Genomic DNA, 18,821 nt, shown 5'->3' on the forward strand with positions numbered 1-18,821 from the left:
ATGGCAACAAACAAAGGTAAATTTTATATGACAACAGCCATTGCATATGCATCAGGTAAACCACATATTGGTAATACTTATGAAATAATTTTAGCAGATGCTATTGCAAGATATAAAAGAGCAGAAGGATATGATGTTTATTTTCAGACAGGTACAGATGAGCATGGTCAGAAAATAGAGGAAAAAGCTAATGCAAAAGGAATTACTCCAAAGCAGTACGTAGATGAAGTTGCAGATGAAATTCATAAAATTTGGGATTTAGTAAATTCCTCATATGATAATTTTATTAGAACAACAGATGAAGATCATGAAAAATGTGTAAAGAAGATTTTCAAAAAATTATATGACAAAGGTGATATTTATAAATCTTCATATGAAGGATTATATTGTACACCTTGTGAATCTTTCTGGACAGAATCACAGCTTGTAGATGGAAAATGTCCTGATTGTGGAAGAGAAGTTAAACCTGCTAAAGAGGAAGCATATTTCTTTAAAATGAGTAAATATGCAGATAGATTAATTGAGTATATCAATGAGCATCCTGAATTTATTCAGCCAGTTAGTAGAAAAAATGAAATGATGAACAATTTCTTATTACCAGGATTACAGGATTTATGTGTATCAAGAACATCATTTAGCTGGGGAATTCCAGTAGATTTTGATCCAAAACATGTAGTGTACGTTTGGTTGGATGCATTAACAAACTATATTACCAAAATTGGCTATGATCCAGATGGCTCAAGTGAATTATTCAATAAGAACTGGCCAGCAGACTTACACTTAATTGGTAAAGATATTGTAAGATTCCATACAATTTATTGGCCAATTTTCTTAATGGCATTAGATTTACCATTACCAAAACAAGTATTTGGACATCCATGGTTATTACAAGGTGGAGAGAAAATGTCTAAATCAAAAGGAAACGTGATTTATGCTGATGATTTAGTAAGAATGTTTGGAGTAGATGCTACTCGTTACTTTGTTTTACATGAAATGCCATTTGAAAATGATGGTATCATTACATGGGATTTAGTAGTAGAACGATTCAATTCAGATCTTGCTAATATTTTAGGTAATCTTGTTAATAGAACTGTTTCAATGAGTAACAAATATTTTGATGGAGTTGTTAGAAAAACAGGTGTATCCGAAGAAGTAGATGAGTCATTGAAGGAAGTTGTTACAAATGCAAAAGCTAAAGTAGAAGAAAAAATGTCTAAACTTAGAGTTGCAGATGCAATTACAGAGGTGTTTAATGTATTCCGTCGTTGCAACAAATATATTGATGAAACAACACCTTGGATTCTTGCAAAAGATGAAGATAAACAAGATAGATTATCAGAAGTTTTATATAATTTAGTAGAATCAATTACAATTGGAGCAAGCTTATTAAATAGTTTCTTACCAGAGACTGCAGAAAAAATCTTCACACAACTTAATACACAATGCAGAGATTTTGATGAGTTAGACAAGTTTGGATTATATGATAGTGGTAATAAGGTTGTTGAAAAACCAATTATGTTATTTGCTAGATTAGATCAAAAAGAGATAGAAAAACAGGTAGAAGAAATTATTGCAAAACAAAAAGCTGAATTTGCTTCAACAGAAGGCAAGAGCGAAGAAAAAGCTGAAGGTGAAGTAATTGATATTGAACCAAAAGAAGAAATTAGTTTTGATGATTTTGGAAAAATGCAATTCCAAGTAGGAGAAATTATTGCATGTGAAGCAGTACCAAAATCAAAAAAATTACTTTGCTCACAGGTTAAAGTTGGAAGTCAGATTAAACAAATTGTATCAGGAATCAGAAAATACTATACACCAGAAGAAATGGTAGGTAAAAAAGTAATGGTATTATGTAATCTTAAACCTGCAAAATTAGCTGGAGTATTATCAGAAGGAATGTTATTATGTGCAGAAGATGCAGAAGGAAATCTTGCACTAATGAAACCTGAAAAAGATATGCCAAGTGGAGCAGAAATTGCATAATATATAATAGTAATTTATGAAAGTAGAATTTAGGATATTAATCCGGTTCTACTTTCTTTTTTTGTCCGAAAAAATATATAAAAGATAGTTGTTTTTAAAAATTTTATATTTATTTCTATTGACATTAATATAAAAAAAGGATATTCTTAAATCAAAGATTAAATAAATGTTTAATCGATAAAATGAAATGTAAAAATTAATATTATGAAAGAGGTGCTATTATGAAAAAAACATACAAAATTGATGTGGATTGTGCAAACTGTGCAAACAAAATGGAGGAAGCTACACGCAACACAAAGGGAGTAAAAAATGCAGTTGTTAATTTTATGACTCTTAAAATGAAAGTGGAATTTGATGAAGGTGTAAATCAAAAAGAAGTAATGGAAGAGGTGTTAAAGAATTGCAAAAAAGTTGAAAGTGATTGTGAGATTTTTCTATAAAGAAATATTACTTTTGGAAAAGAGATAAAGCTATATAGGAGAGAAATATGAATAAAAAACAAAAAAATGTATTATATAGGATAATAATATCTGCTATAGTGCTATCGATTCTTCTATTGGTCGAAAAGGTGAGTGTTTTAAAAAACATAAACAAATGGATAATATTTGCAATGTACATGGTTCCATACGTTATAATTGGATATGACATTATAATTAAGGCGTTTAAAGGAATAAAAAATAAACAGCCATTTGATGAATGTTTATTGATGGTAATTGCAACTATTGGAGCAATCGCAATTGGATTAATTGAAGACGGTGATTATATAGAAGCAATCGCGGTTATGTGGTTTTATCAAGTTGGTGAATTGTTTCAAAGCTACGCAGTTGGTAAAAGTAGAAGAAATATTTCAGACCTTATGGATATTTGCCCTGAATATGCAAATGTCCTCGATGAAGATGGAAATATAGAAGAAACTGATCCTGAAGATGTTGAAGTTGGAAGTAAAATTGTAATCAAGCCAGGAGAAAAGATTCCAATTGATGGTGTTGTTATTGATGGAGAAACAAGTTTAGATACTGCAGCACTAACGGGAGAATCAGTTCCAAGAAAAGTTAGAAAAAATGATGAAGTTATTAGTGGTTGTATAAATATTAATTCTGCAATAAAAGTTGAGACTACTAAATTATATGAGGACTCAACTGTGGCAAAAGTTTTCGAATTAATAGAAGATGCAAGTTCACGAAAATCAAAATCAGAAAAATTTATTTCAAAATTTGCAAGATATTATACACCAATAGTCGTTTATGCGGCACTAGCATTAACTATTTGTCCGCCGATCTTTCTTATGTTTGCAGGAAAAGATGCAGATTTTAAAGTTTGGTTATACAGAGCATTGACATTTTTAGTTATTTCATGTCCATGTGCATTGGTTATCAGTATACCGTTGAGCTTTTTCGCAGGAATAGGAAGCGCTAGTAGAGAGGGAATACTTGTAAAAGGTTCCAATTTTTTAGAAGGATTAGCGGAAACAAAAACAATAGTATTTGATAAAACTGGCACATTAACAAAAGGTGTATTTGAGGTTGTTGCAATTCATCCTAAAACATTAGAGGCTAAGGAATTACTACATTTGGTAGCACATGTTGAACGTTATTCAAATCATCCAATTGCTAATTCAATTAGAAACGCATTTCCAGACGAAAATGATAGCTGTGATGTTTCAGATATTACAGAGATAGCTGGCCAAGGCGTGGAAGCAATGGTAAATGGTCATAAAGTAAGTGTTGGTAATACTAAGCTGATGGATATGATTGGAGCAAAATGGAATAATTGTTCAAAGCTAAAAGGAACAGTAATACATGTTGCACTTGATCATATTTATCAAGGTCATATTGTAATTTCTGATGTTTTAAAACCTAATAGTGCGCGTGCTATTGCAGAGTTAAAGAAAAACGGAATAAAGCAAACAGTAATGCTGACAGGTGATTCAAAAGATGCAGCAGAAAATGTTGCAAATGAATTAAAGATAGACAATGTTTATAGTGAATTATTGCCACAGGATAAAGTTTTGAAATTTGAAAAAATATTAGGGAATAAAGATAGAAAAAATGATGTTGTTGCTTTCGTAGGAGACGGAATAAACGATGCGCCTGTTTTATCAAGAGCTGATATCGGAATAGCGATGGGAGTGCTTGGTTCTGACGCAGCAATAGAAGCTGCAGATATTGTATTAATGGATGATGATCCACTTAAAATAACTACTGCGATAAAAATATCAAAAAAATGTATCAGAATAGTAAGAGAGAATATTTATTTCGCAATAGGAATTAAAGTGATTTGTCTCTTATTAGGTGCGATAGGTGTAGCCAATATGTGGTTTGCTATTTTTGCAGATGTAGGAGTAATGGTTATTGCGGTATTGAATGCAATAAGATGTCTTCGAATAAAAAAATAATAATGATAATACACTAAAATACTTTCGAAAACTTCAAACTTTTGATATAATATACATTGATTTTTTATCTTAATTAAATAGGAAAGTGTGAGGTAGTAATTTTTTATGTCACGTAAATACGAATTAAAAAATGTAATCCTATCAAAAGTAAAAACAATAGTTTTTGATGTTGGGGATGTATTACTAGATTATAGATGGAAAGACATGCTTATGGATTATGGTCTATGTGAAGAGGATGCAATTAGAGTAGGAAATGAATTATTTGAAGATCCAGACAGATTATGGCATGTATTTGATTTAGGAACTAAAACAGATGAGGAGATAATAGATCTTTTCTGTAAAAAGTATCCTAAAGATGCGAAAGCAATTTCCTGGTTTATAAGACACGGAGAGTTCATGCATGTAGCAAGACCAGATGTGTGGGAAAAAGTTCACATGTTAAAAGAGCAAGGTTACGGAATTTATTTGTTATCAAATTATCCTGAGTCATTATTTAAGAAACATACAAGATATGCTGATTTTCTTGATGACATCGATGGAATGATGGTTTCATACATGATAAAAAAAGCAAAACCGGATAGAGCAATATATAAAGCACTATGCGATAAATACGATTTAGATGAGACGCAATGTCTATTTTTCGATGACAGAATTGAAAATGTTGAAGGTGCTATTGCTTATAGAATGCAGTCTGTACAGGTTGTATCAAGAGAGGGACTTTCAAAGGACTTAGATATAATATTAGAAACAAAATAAAATTTACAAAAGCAAGTCACTGTTGTGGCTTGCTTTTTTGGTAAATTTGAAGAGTAAAATGGCCGATAAAAGTTGTGAGTAGGTTTGAATTTTGATGTCTAAGGAGGATTTTTACATGAATGAGAATGGAGATTACAAAGATAATGGAAAAAATATGACGGCAGTATGTATTTTTTCTTCCATTGGTTGTGCAATTTTAGCTGCTGTATTCGGCGTATTAAGAATAGATATAATAGCTTTTATTGGAACAATAGGTACTGTAATATTTAATTTATTGACAATAGTTGCGATAAAAAGGATTCTTAATTCTGGTGGAATTATAAATGAAGAAGTAATTGAAATAACGAGTAAAATGAAAAAAGTAGAACAAGGTGACTTGTCAGTTAAGTTTGATGGGAATTATGGTATATATACAGAATTGACGGATTCAATTAATAAGATGCTTGAAGAGTTAAGAAAATATACAAAAGATATTAGCCATGTAGTTAGAAATATTGCAAAGGGTAATTTGACTGTTCATAAGCATGTATCATATCAAGGTGATTTTAAAGAAATAGAAAATGCACTTGATAATATTAAAGATCAACTTACAGAAACACTTAGTAGTGTAAATGATAATTCTGTTAATGTTTTAAGCTGTTCAGAGCAAGTAAGAGATAGTTCAGAACAAGTATCGGAGGGAACAAGTTCTCAAAATGAAGCCTTAGGAGAACTGACGGATGAAATTAAAGTTTTGTCGGATAAGATTGAAAAGATAACTGATAATACAAACTCAGCTGATAAGATTTCAAGAGAGACAAATATGCAGTTGAATGCAGGTAATGATAAAATGAAAAATGTAGTTATTGCGATGGAAGAGATAAATGCTACATCCGATAAGATTGGAGAAATTATAGGTACAATTAATAGAATTTCGGCTCAAACCAATTTGTTGGCATTAAATGCATCAATTGAAGCTGCAAGAGCTGGAGAAGCAGGTAAAGGATTTGCTGTTGTTGCTGACGAAATAGGTGAATTGGCAAATGAAAGTTCTCAAGCAAGTAATAATATTGCAGATTTAATAAATGGAAGTAAAAACGCGGTAGAAAAAGGAAAAGCTTTAGTTGGTGATACAGCTGATTCGATTCAAATGGGCGTAAAAAATTCAATGGATTTAGGTGAAAAATTAAAAGAAATTGTAGAATATGCTGATGAACAAAATGCTGCGTTAAAGAATATTTCAGCAAAAGTAGATGAGATTTCAGAAGTAATCAAGGTGAATTCACAAGTTTCAGAAGAAAATTCAAGAGTTAGTGCTGATCTGATTGATAGTGCTAACCAGTTACAAGAATCAGTTGCACAGTTTAAACTTAAGTTATAATAAGTGCTAATACCTACATATTAAATGCCGTTGATTAAATTTTAGTTTAAACACAAATTATGATATATGTATTTTGGTTTTATATAATATATATTAATATAGAAGAAACACGTATTAGATATAAAAAAACTTCAGATAATAAAACATAAATATATAAACAAAAGACTGTAGAAAAGTTGATGGTTCTGCAGTTTTTTTGTTTAATCAGGAAATAGATTTTATATAAAAAAATTCGTGTTTTTTTTGCAAAACCATATGGTATTAAAAACGGGGAGTATTAATATAGAGCACATTCTCTCCTACAGTCAAGTAAATTTCATAGTGAATATTAAGTATTCCCAAAATATTTATTTGTTTATATATTAAAAGTCTACTGTGTTCTCGTCTTTTTAAATCCAAAGTTGCAGCTATGATTTAAATGTTAATCTAACACAAATAGTTAATGCTTTTATGCTTTAGATATAAAATCTTTTTAGAAAGCAGATAACACTTTAATTTACACAGGGTGTTATATCCGCTTTTGAATTGAGTAAGTGATAGATTTTTATAAAAAGCATGATTTTTATTTTCACAAAAAGCAGGGAAAGTAATGTTTAATATATCTTGTGAAATATTTAATTGTAAACCAGTCCTTTCACAAGAATTAGGGTTCTTAAGAAGTTCTGAAAAAAGGGCATAATGAGTCCTTTTTCTAAAAGCCTTAGCCAATAAATTATATAGACTACAGCTAAATACAACAAAAATAACATAAGCAAAAATAGAGTTATATAATGCTTTAGATTTTAAGAAGCTAGTAAATAATAAAAATAATACACAAAGAATTAAATAACTTAAAACAACGTATAAAGTTTGGTTGATATTATTTTTGCTATGAATGTTTCTCATTGTAATCCTCCTTCGTAAAAATAAAAAAGGCATTAGCTAACATAAACACAGATAGACTTATAGAGATAAGCCTAATTAAATCGTTTATGATAGCTAATGCCTCGTTAAAAAACAAGTAACATGCTTATTTACAAGAAAAATTATATCACGAAAAAAATAGTATTGTCAATAATCATTTTTTAAAAATTGGGCAAGCAACGAAAAAGAGTATTAATATATAATTTAATTAGGCATTATGTGCAGCGTATCTTAGAGATCTAAATGAGCATATATTATATATAAGTTAAAATGACTAATGGGCAAAGAAAAAAATAAAAAAAATTGTTAAAAGTGCTTGATTTTTTTCTTAAAGTGCTTTATCATAACTTGCAGATGCGATAGGCGCTGTAAAAATTTACTTGAAAAACTATAAAAATTTCAAGTAAGGGTTAAGTACAAACAGTTTAACGAAAGTGATTAATCATATACAGCAAAGTTTTGCGAGCATTGTATTACAAAAATCCTAAAGAAAGGGAGTTAGAAGAATGGTAGGAATCATTGTTGCTAGCCACGGAAGTTTTGCAGCTGGAATTCTCCAGTCTTGTCAAATGATTGTTGGCGAACAGGAAAACATTAAAGCTTGTACTTTAATGCCAAGTGATGGACCAGAAGATATCCGTAAACAGATGGAAGAAGCAATTGCTTCATTCGACGATCCTTCACAAGTTTTATTCCTTGTAGACCTTTGGGGGGGAACACCTTTTAATCAGGCAAACGGTTTGATTGCAGGTCACGAGGACACATGGGCTATAGTAAGTGGCCTAAATTTACCAATGCTTATTGAAGCATGTGGATCAAGATTTACTTCAGAATCAGCACAGGAGATTGCAACTATTGTAATGGACACTGCAGTTGACGGAGTAAAAGTTAAACCAGAATCATTAGCACCTGTTGCTAAGACACCAGCTGCACCAGCAGCACCAGCAGCTCCACAGCAGGCTATTCCAGAAGGAACAGTAATTGGAGATGGAAAAATTAAATATGTTTTAGCTAGAATTGATACTAGACTATTACATGGACAGGTTGCTACAGCTTGGACAAAATCTGTACAACCAAATAGAATTATTGCAGTATCTGACAACGTAGCTCACGATTCATTACGTAAACAGATGATTGAACAAGCAGCACCTCCAGGTGTTAAAGCACACGTTGTTCCAATCGATAAAATGATCCAAGTTGATAAGGATACAAGATTTGGAAACACTAAAGCATTATTACTTTTCGAAACACCACAAGATGCTTTAAGAGCAATTAAAGGTGGAGTTTCCATTAAGAAAATTAATCTTGGTTCTATGGCACATACACCAGGTAAGGTTGTTGTATCAAAAGCCGTAGCTATGGATCAAAAAGATATCGAAACAATTGAAGAGTTAATTAAACTTGGCGTTGAGTTCGATGTAAGAAAAGTTCCTGGTGATGCACCAACAAGCATTGAGGGAATGCTTAAGAAAGCTAAAGAAGAATTAGCTAAATAAGGAGGAAATATTATGTCAGTAGTTACAGTTATTTTAATAGCTTTAGTAGCGCTACTAGCAGGTATGGAAGGTATTCTTGATGAATTCCAGTTCCATCAGCCATTGGTAGCGTGTACACTAATTGGTTTAGTAAGCGGACACTTAGGAGCAGGTATTATCCTTGGTGGTACACTTCAATTAATGGCTCTTGGATGGGCAAACATCGGAGCAGCAGTTGCTCCAGATGCAGCTTTAGCATCAGTTGCATCATCAATTTTAATGGTATTAGCATTAAACGGTGGAAATGTTAAACAAGGAGTTGCAATCAATTCAGCAATCGCTGCAGCAGTTCCACTTTCAGTAGCAGGTTTATTCTTAACAATGATTTGTCGTACACTTGCAATTCCACTTGTACACGTACAGGATGCAGCTGCTGAAAAAGGTGATTTTAAAACAATCGAAGTTGTACAATGGGTTGCTATTATAATGCAAGGTGTTCGTATTATGATTCCTGCAATGGCACTTTGTGCAATTCCTTCAGGAACAGTTCAGAGCACACTTGAAGCAATGCCAGAAGTTGTAACAGGCGGTATGGCAGCTGGTGGTGGAATGGTTGCAGCCGTAGGTTATGCTATGGTTATCAACATGATGGCAACAAAAGAAGTTTGGCCATTCTTTGCAATCGGTTTCTGTTTAGCAGCTATTAGTCAGTTAACACTTATTTCTCTTGGTGCAATCGGTGTTTCACTTGCATTAATTTACCTTGGACTTAAAGAATCAGCTAAGTCAAACGGAGGAAATGGTGGAAGTGGTTCAGGTGATCCACTTGGAGATATATTAAACGATTATAAATAATTGGAGGGACATTGCAATGATGGAAAAAAAGAAAAAATTATCAAACGACGACATTTTTGCAGTAACATGGCGTCATCAGTTCCTTCAGGGATCATGGAACTATGAACGTATGCAAAATGGTGGATGGTGTTATTCAATAATACCAGCTATTAAAAAATTATATACAAGCAAAGAAGACAGAGCAGCTGCTTTAAAAAGACATATGGAATTCTATAATACACATCCATACGTATCTGCACCAATCATGGGTGTTACATTAGCTCTTGAAGAAGATAGAGCTAATGGAGCAGACGTTTCTGATGAAACAATCCAAGGTGTAAAAGTTGGTATGATGGGACCTTTAGCAGGTGTAGGTGATCCTGTATTCTGGTTCACACTTAGACCAATCCTTGGTGCTTTAGGTGCTTCACTTGCAATGGGTGGAAGTATTTTAGGACCTATCTTATTCTTCGTATTATGGAACGTAATAAGATTCGCATTCTTATTCTATACAACATATTTCGGATATAAAGTAGGTACAGAAATTACAAAAGATTTATCAGGCGGATTATTAGGAAAAATCACACAGGGTTCTTCAATCCTTGGTATGTTCGTAATCGGTGCACTTGTACAAAGATGGGTAAGCATCAACTTCGCTCCAGTTGTATCAACTGTTAGACAGCAAAAAGGTGCATATATTGATTGGACAGCTGTAGCACAAACAAAAGGTGGCACAGCTAAAGTATTAAAAGAGGCATTTACACAGTACAACCAGTTAGGTGGTACAGGTCTTAATGTTGAAAAAGTTACAACATTACAGCAGAACTTAGACCAGTTAATTCCAGGATTTGCAGCATTATTATTAACACTATTATGTTGTAAATTATTAAAGAAGGATGTTTCTCCAATTGCAATTATTATCTTATTATTCGTAGTTGGTATATTTGGTAAATACATCGGCTTATTCTAAGAAATATAATTAAAATATGAGTTACAGTTTAATACCCCACTATAAAAGTGGGGTATTATGCATATAAAAAAAGGATTAAAAGAGGAAGAAAAAATGATAAGTTCAATGAACACAAAAGTAGATTTAACAATGAGAGCGAGTGCTTTTATTGGAATGACAAAAACAGGACAGATTATGATTGGAGATAAAGCTTTTGAGTTTTATGGAGAAAAAAGTAAAAGAGATTATATTCAAATTCCATGGGATAAAATCGATTATATAGCAGCATCGGTATATGCAAATAAGTGGATTGCACGCTTTACTATTTTTATAAAGGATTCCGATAAATACTATAGTTTTTCAGGAAAAAACAATAAAGAATTATTAAGAGCAGTTAGAAATTATATTCCAGAGAAGAGACTTGTTAAGTCATTGTCATTTTTTGATGTGATAAGAAAGGGGATTTGTGGTTTATTTCATAGAAATAAATTATAAAATATGAGCAAAGAAGATAGTTATTTTCATAAAGCGTTAAAAAATTTTATGTATGATATGGCGAGCGCAGGAACAATTAGAGCTTTAACGAAAAAAGGTTTAAGTACCAAAGAAATAAAAAAGAGATTAGACTTTCCTACGCCCGAAGATGTAATAAGAGAAATTTCTTGGGAGTATTTAGTTTCCGAAAAAATAATACTATTAGAAGATCCTAAAAAGGAAACTCCCAAGAAAAAATATAAGTATGTTAAAGAGTATGGAAAGTATGGCAAGACATCTTTAAAGAGAGTTTTGATTGATGATGAAGAAGAAATTGATAAAGAAAGTTACATTCCGATAAAGTTTGGAATTTTATTATATAAGGACAAAGATTTATTTTTAAAAAAATTGGAAAAATTAAATGAAAAAGATAAAGATTTTATTTTAGGACTCCCTTGGCCAGTTAAAATAGTGTATTATAAAGAAGATGAAAGAATTAAGAGAATAATAAAAAAATTAGGAGAGTAGAGTAAGAATGAATAAATTTTTGGAAAAATTTAAAATAACAAACAATTCACCAGTTATAGTTGTATTTACATTGCTATGTTTTGGGGCTTATATTTTAAGTCAATTAGTAGGATATAAAATTAATCATATGTTTTTTTCGGTTTATCGTTCTTCATTAACTAATCCACTAACTTATCTTAGATTTTTCACACACGTATTAGGTCATGCATCAAGAGAACATTTGATAGGAAATATCACATTGCTACTTGTAGTAGGACCATTATTAGAAGAAAAATATGGTTCTAAAAACATATTAGTTATAATTCTGTTGACAGCTTTTATAACTGGCATTGTAAATTATATGTTTTTTCCAGGAAGAGCATTATTAGGGGCAAGTGGCGTAGTTTTTGCATTTATTTTATTGTCGCCATTCACTAATACAAAGAGTGGTTATGTTCCAATTACATTAATTTTGGTTGCACTGTTTTATATCGGTGGTCAGGTTTTTGATGGACTATTTGTAAAAAGCAATGTGTCAAATTTAAGCCATATTATAGGCGGTGTTATAGGAGCGTCATTTGGTTTTGTATTACAAAAACGATAAAAAATAGAATACTATAGCAAAGTTATGGTAGAATATAGATTATTAAGCAAAAAGAAAAATGTTACAAGTGAGTAGGAGGATTTTATGGCAACACTTGGAAATCCAAAAAATACTATAGAAGTATTACAAAAATATAATTTTAATTTTCAAAAGAAATTTGGACAAAACTTTTTAATAAATACAGGTGTTTTGGAGGATATTATTGAAGCATCTGAAATTACAAAAGATGATTTTGTTGTTGAAATTGGACCAGGAATTGGAACAATGACACAGTATTTGTGTGAAAATGCAAGAGAAGTTTTAGCAGTGGAAATTGATACAAATCTTATTCCAATTTTAAAAGATACATTAAAAGAATATGATAATGTTGAGGTTATTAACCAAGATATTTTGAAAGTTGATATTAATAAAATTGCAGAAGAAAAAAACAATGGACGTCCTATAAAAGTAGTGGCAAATTTACCATATTACATAACTACACCAATTATTATGGGATTGTTTGAGAGTCATGTACCAGTAGAAAGCATAACAATAATGGTTCAAAAGGAAGTGGCAGATAGAATGCAAACTGGCCCAGGAAGTAAAGATTATGGTGCACTTTCACTAGCAGTTCAGTATTATTCTAATCCTAAAATAGTATTAAATGTTCCACCAAGTTGTTTTATGCCACAGCCTAAGGTTGGTAGTGCAGTAATAAAATTGACATGTCACGAAAACCCACCGGTTGAAGTAGATGATGAAAAGATGTTATTTAAAGTTATAAGAGCATCATTTAATCAAAGACGTAAAACATTAGCAAACGGACTAAAAAATTATGGTGGAATTCCATTGAGCAAAGAACAGATACAAGAAAGTATTGAAGAACTAGGGGTAGAATTAAATATTAGAGGAGAAAAATTATCATTAGAACAATTTGCAAAATTGAGTAATATAATTAATAGAAAATTAAAAGAGGGTTAATATATGCAATACAATAATGATTTTAATTATATAATAAAACCAAAAGGCAATAGAAAAAAAGTAAAAGATTTTACGAAGTCGTTATTAGCGGTACTAATGCCTTTTCAAGCTATAATAGCATTAATTAGTTGTATACCATTTAGAGAAAGTATAGAATTAACGATACAAGTTAGTAGAAGAGAAAAATGTAATGAATTGTTGTATACAACTTCTTATGAAATATGGTCAAATTTTATGATGTGTATAAATGTCCTTATAATTTTAATCATTATCTATGATATTATTCAGATAAAAAGAGCTGGATATAAAATTTTTGGACACATATTAGTACTTTTCCTTATAAGGGACATATATTTGTTATATAGAACATGTAATTTTAATGAAAAGCTATCATTTGCCGATATTATTTCGGTGATTGGAGGCGTATTTAGGATGGGAACAGTTGTAATTATGGCTATAACATTGGTACACTATCCTGAAATGTTAGATATTTTAATGAAATCTAATGCTCTAATTTTTAGATAAGTTTTATTGATACTTTAAGTGTTATAAATTTGAGGCGTTAATGAATTTTTATTTATTAGATAGGAGTGGAAAATGAATACAAGGGATTGCAATGATGAAGTAAAAAAAATAGTGGATCAAATACTCGACAATCGAAGAAATGATGCGAGATTAACGCTAGAGTATTGCGATAAATTGCTAAAATATGCCCGAAAAAATAGCAATGTAGTTGCGTATGGATTAGGATATTATTTTAGGAGTGAGATATATTATTGGCTAAATGATTCAGAAAAGTTTTTTAATGATTCGAGCAAGGCTTTGACATATTTAATAGAAATGAATAAAAATAAGTTAATAGCAAAAAGTTATAATAGAATGGGCATTTTTACTGCAAATGGTGGAAATGCTCCTATTGCTATGGATTATTATTTGAATGGCCTTAAATATTGTGATTCTATAAAGTTAAATGAAATAAAAAGTATTATAGAAATGAATGTTGGTACTTTGTATTTTTCAGTGGGAAAAATAGAGGAAGCCAAAAAAATGATTAATAAAGCATTAATTTTTTTTGAAAATAAAGAAGATTATAATGATACTGTAATGCTATGCATATATTCTAATTTGATTAAAATATACATTAAGCAAGAAGAATTTGAACGTGCAAGAGAAACAATACGACTTGCCGTAAATAATTTTTGGGATGGTTCAGAAAATATAGATAGAATTTCGTTTCTTACAATCGAAGCAATTTATTATCATAAAATAAAGGATTACAAATCAAGAAATGCATGTGTAAAAATAATAACTGAAAACTTACCAAATCATATGGGGATAATAGATTGTTTTGAAGATATAGATGACTATTGTAATATGTTATTAGAAACAGATTTAGATGATGATTTGTGGGCTGTGATAAATGTCGTTGAGCCAATTTTAAAGAATGTTAGGATGATTTATTTTCAAATGCGACTTATGTCAATAAAAATAAAATATTATAGGATCCATCAAAAAAATGCTGAATTTTTAAAGGCAACAGGTTTGTATTATGAGTATTCAGAATTGATGGATGAGGAAAATAATATTATGGCTAGATATATGCTTACTATCAGAATGAGCTTAGAAAATGAAGAAAAGCGTAGACTTCAAATGGAATTAAAAAATCAACTTTTACAAAAAAAATCAGAGATTGATCAACTGACCCAGATGCCAAATAGATATGGGCTTGTAGAGTATGCCAAAAAGGCAATAAAACGGGCAAGAATGTATCAAAAAGCAATAGCAATAGAAATATTAGATGTTGATTTTTTTAAGGAATATAACGATAATTATGGACATCAACAAGGTGATGAGTGCTTGCGTTTAATATCAAAAATAATAAAAGAATTTGTTGGCAAAAAAAATGGATTTTTTGCGCGATATGGTGGAGATGAATTTATTATTATCTATGAAAACGTAACACTAGAACAAGCAATTTTAAACGAAAGACTTTTACACGAGGCAATAGGTAGGGCGAATATTAAACATGAATATTCTAAATGCGATAAAAAAGTGACAGTATCGCAAGGTATTTGTTGCGGAATTCCAAGTGCAGATAATAAGTTGCAAGACTATCTAGAGATTGCAGATAAAGCGTTGTATAAGGTTAAAGAGGCAGGTAAAAATGACTACGAGGGTGGAATACTAGGTGAAAAAGTTAGCATTTAATTCTGTACAAAAAACAGAAAAAGAAATACGTAAAAAAGAAACTAAAGATAAGGCACTTTCTAAAGAATCGATTAACGCACAGAGTAAAATAACTTGCCAAGACACTAAATGTACGAATTATACATATATAGTAAAATGCAGTGATGGCACATACTATACTGGTTGGACTAATGATTTAGAGAAAAGAATTAAGGCCCATAATGAAGGAAAAGGGGCAAAATATACAAAGACTCGACGACCGGTTGAGTTAGTGTATTATGAATCTTTTCCAACAAAACAAGAAGCAATGAGTCGAGAATGGCATATTAAACAATATTCTAGGAATAAGAAGGAAACACTGATTAAAAATCTTGACAGTGAAGCCAAAAATTGATAAAATTGAAATGTTAGATTAGAATAATAGAAAATAGATATACGAAGAAAACCAGGTTATTAGAACGCTGCATTCAGCGTTCTTTTTTTAGGTATACACACAGAAAGGATATATATGAAAACAGTGAAATTTGAAGATCTTGAGTTAAAACCTCAAATTTTAAGAGCTATCAAAGACATGGGATTTGAAGAGGCGACACCGATTCAAAGCCAAGCAATTCCAGCAGTAATAAGCGGGGTAGATGTTATTGGACAGGCTCAAACAGGAACTGGTAAAACAGCTTCATTCGGGATTCCACTTTTACAAAAAGTAGATCCAAGTATTAAAAAAACACAAGCAATTGTATTATCTCCAACAAGAGAATTAGCAATTCAGTCAACAGAGGAATTACATAAATTATCAAAATACATGCACGGTGTTAAAATTTTACCAGTGTATGGTGGACAAGATATCGGACGTCAAATTAAGGCGTTAAAAGGTGGAGTTTCAATTGTAATTGGAACACCAGGCCGTATTATGGATCACCTTAGAAGAAAAACTATTAAATGCGATGAAATTAAAACAATCGTACTAGATGAAGCAGATGAAATGCTTAACATGGGATTCAGAGAAGACATTGAGACAATTTTAGAGTATATGCCATCAGAAGATAGACAAACAGTGTTATTTTCTGCAACAATGCCAAAACCAATCATGGATATTACAAGAAAATATCAACATGATGCTAAGCATATCAAAATTACTAAAAAAGAACTTACAGTACCAAATATTGAGCAATATTATTATGACGTTAAAAGACATGATAAAATCGATGTCTTATCAAGATTATTAGATTATTATAATCCAAAACTTTCAGTTGTATTTTGTAATACAAAGAGAATGGTTGATGAATTAGTATCTGAATTAAAACAAAGAGGATATTTTGCAGAAGGTTTACATGGAGACATGAAACAAGTTCAGCGAGATAGAGTAATGCGTAAGTTTAGAACTGGTAAGACAGATATCTTAATTGCAACAGACGTTGCAGCTAGAGGTATTGATGTTGATGATGTGGAAGCTGTTTTTAATTATGATATTCCACAAGACGACGAATATTACGTACATAGAATTGGTCGTACAGGTAGAGCAGGACGAGAAGGAAGAGCTTTTACTTTTGTAAGAGGAAAAGAAGTATACAAATTAAAAGATATTCAGAGATACTGTAAGACAAAGATTAAACATAAGGCAATTCCATCATCAGAGGATATAGCTCAAATTAGAGCAGAAAAGATTATGGAAGAGATTTCAAGAATTATCGATAATGAAAAATTAGACGATATGATTGATATTATTGAAAGTCAAGTTAATGAATCTGATTATACTTCAATGGATATTGCAGCAGCATTTTTAAAACAAGCATTAGGTATGGTTGAAGGCACAAAAGAAGAAGTTGAAGAAGAAAGTTCTTGGGATTTCAGTGATACAGGTGCGGAAGAAGGCATGGTTAGATTATTTGTTAATATTGGAAAGAATCAAAAAATCAGACCAGGCGATATCCTTGGTGCAGTTGCAGGAGAAGCTAACATTCCAGGTAAACTTGTAGGCGCAATTGATATGTATGATAATTACACATTTGTTGAAGTTCCAAAAGAATATGCTAAAGTTGTATTAAAAGCAATGAAAAAAGCTAAAATCAAAGGAAAATCAATTAATGTAGAGCCAGCAAACGCAAGATAATTGTAAGAATAAAATTTTTATAATAAAAAATAAAATAAAAATTTTTTCTGAAAAAACTATAAAAAAATAAAAAAGAGACGATATATTTAATTGAGAAGAAGTCAATGGATTATTTATATATGCCTCGTAAGGGGTGAGAAGCGGGGAAGTACTGGGGAGTATTTCATATAAACTGTTTCACTTTTATAAACTAGTAGGTTCTGTATGAGCGGAAAAGAACCTGCTAGTTTTTTTGGTATAAAAAAAGAAAATGTGATAAAATAGCAATGGAAAATTGTAGTAATTTAAAAATGAAAGGATAAGATATGACATTATATGTTTTACGTCATGGTCAAACTCCATGGAACAAATTAAAAAAGTTACAAGGTAGAATGGATATTCCACTTAATGAAAATGGTTTAGAATTAGCTGCTAAGACAGGAGAGGCAATGTTAGATGTCCCAATTGATATGGTTATCTGTAGTCCATTAAAAAGAGCAAGACAAACAGCAGAGCTTATTACTGTTGGTAGAAATATACCAATGATTATAGATGAAAGAATAGAAGAAATATCATTTGGTGATTATGAAGGCGAAAGTGTTTTAGAAGGTGAAAGTGAAGTTATTCCAGAAGATTTTTTACACAAATTTTATAATAATCCATTAAAATGCAAAAGACCTCCTCATGGGGAGACGTTTAAGGATGTAATTGAAAGAACAAAAGATTTTTATGAATCCTTAGTAAATAATCCGGAATACAAGGATAAAAATATTTTGATTTCATCACATGGTGCAGCAAGTAGATGTTTTTTATGTAATTTCTATACAGATAAAACAGATATTTGGAGAGGTAAGGTTCCACCAAATTGTTCAGTAACAATCGTAGATGTAAATGATCAGGGACAAGGAAGAGTAAGAGTTTTAGATAAACAGTTTGCTAAACTCGAAGATAAGTAGTATATAATACTAAGCCCTTAAAATAGAATAATCAAATATACGATATTAAGAAAAAATAGAGAAAAAATAAAATTGAAAAAAATATAAAAAACAGTTGACAATGATCGACTCCTATGATAATATAATTTGTGTCGAGTGACAAATTGAATAGATGCAGGGGTATCGAAGTGGTCATAACGAGGCGGTCTTGAAAACCGTTTGTCCGCAAGGGCACGTGGGTTCGAATCCCACCCCCTGCGTTTTATAAACAATCAACATTTGTTGGTTGTTTTTTTTATAAAAAAATATAAAAAACTAGCAACACAATACTATATATTCTTAAGTATAATGCTGCCAGTTGTGTGTATAAAGTAAAATATAAATTAAGATTTAATAAAAATGGAGTTATA

General features: G+C 31.0%; 18 protein-coding genes and 1 tRNA gene. 18 read left to right on the plus strand and 1 reads right to left on the minus strand.

Going from position 1 to position 18,821, the window contains the following annotated elements:
• From metG to BMY79_RS07125, 5 genes are all read left to right on the plus strand, one after another.
• Nucleotides 1-1,983: a methionine--tRNA ligase gene (gene metG / locus BMY79_RS07105; RefSeq protein ID WP_074730670.1), complete on the plus strand. Its 1,983-nt coding sequence runs from the start codon at nt 1-3 to the stop codon at nt 1,981-1,983.
• Between the two features lie 221 nt (nt 1,984-2,204).
• Nucleotides 2,205-2,423, plus strand: coding sequence for a cation transporter (locus BMY79_RS07110; RefSeq protein WP_027422322.1), 219 nt, complete (start codon nt 2,205-2,207; stop codon nt 2,421-2,423).
• 47 nt (nt 2,424-2,470) lie between these two features.
• Nucleotides 2,471-4,378 (plus strand): heavy metal translocating P-type ATPase, encoded by a 1,908-nt coding sequence (locus BMY79_RS07115; RefSeq protein ID WP_029067585.1) that lies wholly within the window; start codon nt 2,471-2,473, stop codon nt 4,376-4,378.
• A gap of 105 nt (nt 4,379-4,483) precedes the next feature.
• Nucleotides 4,484-5,134 carry an HAD family hydrolase gene (locus BMY79_RS07120; protein ID WP_022748239.1) on the plus strand — a complete coding sequence of 217 codons (651 nt, stop codon included), beginning with the start codon at nt 4,484-4,486 and terminating at the stop codon, nt 5,132-5,134.
• A 115-nt stretch (nt 5,135-5,249) separates the two neighbouring features.
• Nucleotides 5,250-6,494: a methyl-accepting chemotaxis protein gene (locus BMY79_RS07125; protein WP_074730671.1), complete on the plus strand. Its 1,245-nt coding sequence runs from the start codon at nt 5,250-5,252 to the stop codon at nt 6,492-6,494.
• A gap of 426 nt (nt 6,495-6,920) precedes the next feature.
• Here the strand turns inward: BMY79_RS07125 and BMY79_RS07130 are convergent, their stop codons facing one another.
• Nucleotides 6,921-7,379 carry a hypothetical protein gene (locus BMY79_RS07130; protein WP_022748242.1) on the minus strand — a complete coding sequence of 153 codons (459 nt, stop codon included), beginning with the start codon at nt 7,377-7,379 and terminating at the stop codon, nt 6,921-6,923.
• A gap of 524 nt (nt 7,380-7,903) precedes the next feature.
• Between BMY79_RS07130 and BMY79_RS07135 the strand changes: the two genes are divergently transcribed.
• The 13 genes from BMY79_RS07135 to BMY79_RS07195 all read left to right on the plus strand — a co-directional run bounded on the left by BMY79_RS07135 (nt 7,904) and on the right by BMY79_RS07195 (nt 18,671).
• Nucleotides 7,904-8,893: a PTS sugar transporter subunit IIB gene (locus BMY79_RS07135; protein ID WP_022748243.1), complete on the plus strand. Its 990-nt coding sequence runs from the start codon at nt 7,904-7,906 to the stop codon at nt 8,891-8,893.
• 12 nt (nt 8,894-8,905) lie between these two features.
• Nucleotides 8,906-9,727, plus strand: a complete 822-nt coding sequence (locus tag BMY79_RS07140) for a PTS mannose/fructose/sorbose transporter subunit IIC (RefSeq protein ID WP_022748245.1) — start codon at nt 8,906-8,908, stop codon at nt 9,725-9,727.
• 16 nt (nt 9,728-9,743) lie between these two features.
• Nucleotides 9,744-10,676: a PTS system mannose/fructose/sorbose family transporter subunit IID gene (locus BMY79_RS07145; protein WP_197020003.1), complete on the plus strand. Its 933-nt coding sequence runs from the start codon at nt 9,744-9,746 to the stop codon at nt 10,674-10,676.
• 93 nt (nt 10,677-10,769) lie between these two features.
• The gene (locus BMY79_RS07150) at nt 10,770-11,150 is read left to right on the plus strand and encodes a DUF956 family protein (RefSeq protein WP_027422325.1); all 381 of its coding nucleotides are present in this window, start codon (nt 10,770-10,772) and stop codon (nt 11,148-11,150) included.
• 3 nt (nt 11,151-11,153) lie between these two features.
• Complete coding sequence (locus BMY79_RS07155) at nt 11,154-11,657, plus strand: hypothetical protein (protein WP_029067589.1); 504 nt, start codon at nt 11,154-11,156, stop codon at nt 11,655-11,657.
• A gap of 7 nt (nt 11,658-11,664) precedes the next feature.
• A complete protein-coding gene (locus BMY79_RS07160; RefSeq protein WP_022748252.1) occupies nt 11,665-12,240 on the plus strand; it encodes a rhomboid family intramembrane serine protease in 576 nt (191 codons plus the stop codon).
• A gap of 84 nt (nt 12,241-12,324) precedes the next feature.
• Nucleotides 12,325-13,200, plus strand: coding sequence for a 16S rRNA (adenine(1518)-N(6)/adenine(1519)-N(6))-dimethyltransferase RsmA (rsmA, locus tag BMY79_RS07165; protein WP_027422326.1), 876 nt, complete (start codon nt 12,325-12,327; stop codon nt 13,198-13,200).
• A 3-nt stretch (nt 13,201-13,203) separates the two neighbouring features.
• Nucleotides 13,204-13,725, plus strand: coding sequence for a hypothetical protein (locus BMY79_RS07170; RefSeq protein WP_022748256.1), 522 nt, complete (start codon nt 13,204-13,206; stop codon nt 13,723-13,725).
• A 72-nt stretch (nt 13,726-13,797) separates the two neighbouring features.
• On the plus strand, nt 13,798-15,408 hold the full coding sequence (locus BMY79_RS07175) for a tetratricopeptide repeat-containing diguanylate cyclase (RefSeq protein ID WP_027422327.1): 1,611 nt from the start codon (nt 13,798-13,800) through the stop codon (nt 15,406-15,408).
• Between the two features lie 88 nt (nt 15,409-15,496).
• Nucleotides 15,497-15,781: a GIY-YIG nuclease family protein gene (locus tag BMY79_RS07180; RefSeq protein WP_027422328.1), complete on the plus strand. Its 285-nt coding sequence runs from the start codon at nt 15,497-15,499 to the stop codon at nt 15,779-15,781.
• Nucleotides 15,782-15,895: 114 nt separating this feature from the next.
• Nucleotides 15,896-17,497: a DEAD/DEAH box helicase gene (locus BMY79_RS07185; protein ID WP_022748260.1), complete on the plus strand. Its 1,602-nt coding sequence runs from the start codon at nt 15,896-15,898 to the stop codon at nt 17,495-17,497.
• Nucleotides 17,498-17,802: 305 nt separating this feature from the next.
• Complete coding sequence (locus tag BMY79_RS07190; RefSeq protein WP_022748261.1) at nt 17,803-18,432, plus strand: histidine phosphatase family protein; 630 nt, start codon at nt 17,803-17,805, stop codon at nt 18,430-18,432.
• Between the two features lie 153 nt (nt 18,433-18,585).
• A tRNA-Ser gene (locus tag BMY79_RS07195) sits at nt 18,586-18,671 on the plus strand.
• Nucleotides 18,672-18,821: the final 150 nt, after the last annotated feature.

The sequence above is a fragment of the Lachnobacterium bovis genome, from assembly GCF_900111325.1.
Taxonomy (GTDB): Bacteria; Bacillota; Clostridia; order Lachnospirales; family Lachnospiraceae; genus Roseburia; species Roseburia bovis_A.

Excerpts from the sequence above, each read along its gene's own strand:
- BMY79_RS07110 (WP_027422322.1), top strand. The coding sequence starts at position 2,205 with ATGAAAAAAACATACAAAATTGATGTGGATTGTGCAAACTGTGCAAAC.
- BMY79_RS07140 (WP_022748245.1), top strand. The coding sequence starts at position 8,906 with ATGTCAGTAGTTACAGTTATTTTAATAGCTTTAGTAGCGCTACTAGCA.
- BMY79_RS07115 (WP_029067585.1), top strand. The coding sequence starts at position 2,471 with ATGAATAAAAAACAAAAAAATGTATTATATAGGATAATAATATCTGCT.
- BMY79_RS07155 (WP_029067589.1), top strand. The coding sequence starts at position 11,154 with ATGAGCAAAGAAGATAGTTATTTTCATAAAGCGTTAAAAAATTTTATG.
- BMY79_RS07160 (WP_022748252.1), top strand. The coding sequence starts at position 11,665 with ATGAATAAATTTTTGGAAAAATTTAAAATAACAAACAATTCACCAGTT.
- BMY79_RS07190 (WP_022748261.1), top strand. The coding sequence starts at position 17,803 with ATGACATTATATGTTTTACGTCATGGTCAAACTCCATGGAACAAATTA.
- BMY79_RS07185 (WP_022748260.1), top strand. The coding sequence starts at position 15,896 with ATGAAAACAGTGAAATTTGAAGATCTTGAGTTAAAACCTCAAATTTTA.
- BMY79_RS07150 (WP_027422325.1), top strand. The coding sequence starts at position 10,770 with ATGATAAGTTCAATGAACACAAAAGTAGATTTAACAATGAGAGCGAGT.
- BMY79_RS07125 (WP_074730671.1), top strand. The coding sequence starts at position 5,250 with ATGAATGAGAATGGAGATTACAAAGATAATGGAAAAAATATGACGGCA.
- BMY79_RS07145 (WP_197020003.1), top strand. The coding sequence starts at position 9,744 with ATGATGGAAAAAAAGAAAAAATTATCAAACGACGACATTTTTGCAGTA.
- BMY79_RS07120 (WP_022748239.1), top strand. The coding sequence starts at position 4,484 with ATGTCACGTAAATACGAATTAAAAAATGTAATCCTATCAAAAGTAAAA.
- BMY79_RS07130 (WP_022748242.1), bottom strand. The coding sequence starts at position 7,379 with ATGAGAAACATTCATAGCAAAAATAATATCAACCAAACTTTATACGTT.
- BMY79_RS07135 (WP_022748243.1), top strand. The coding sequence starts at position 7,904 with ATGGTAGGAATCATTGTTGCTAGCCACGGAAGTTTTGCAGCTGGAATT.
- BMY79_RS07170 (WP_022748256.1), top strand. The coding sequence starts at position 13,204 with ATGCAATACAATAATGATTTTAATTATATAATAAAACCAAAAGGCAAT.
- rsmA (WP_027422326.1), top strand. The coding sequence starts at position 12,325 with ATGGCAACACTTGGAAATCCAAAAAATACTATAGAAGTATTACAAAAA.
- metG (WP_074730670.1), top strand. The coding sequence starts at position 1 with ATGGCAACAAACAAAGGTAAATTTTATATGACAACAGCCATTGCATAT.
- BMY79_RS07175 (WP_027422327.1), top strand. The coding sequence starts at position 13,798 with ATGAATACAAGGGATTGCAATGATGAAGTAAAAAAAATAGTGGATCAA.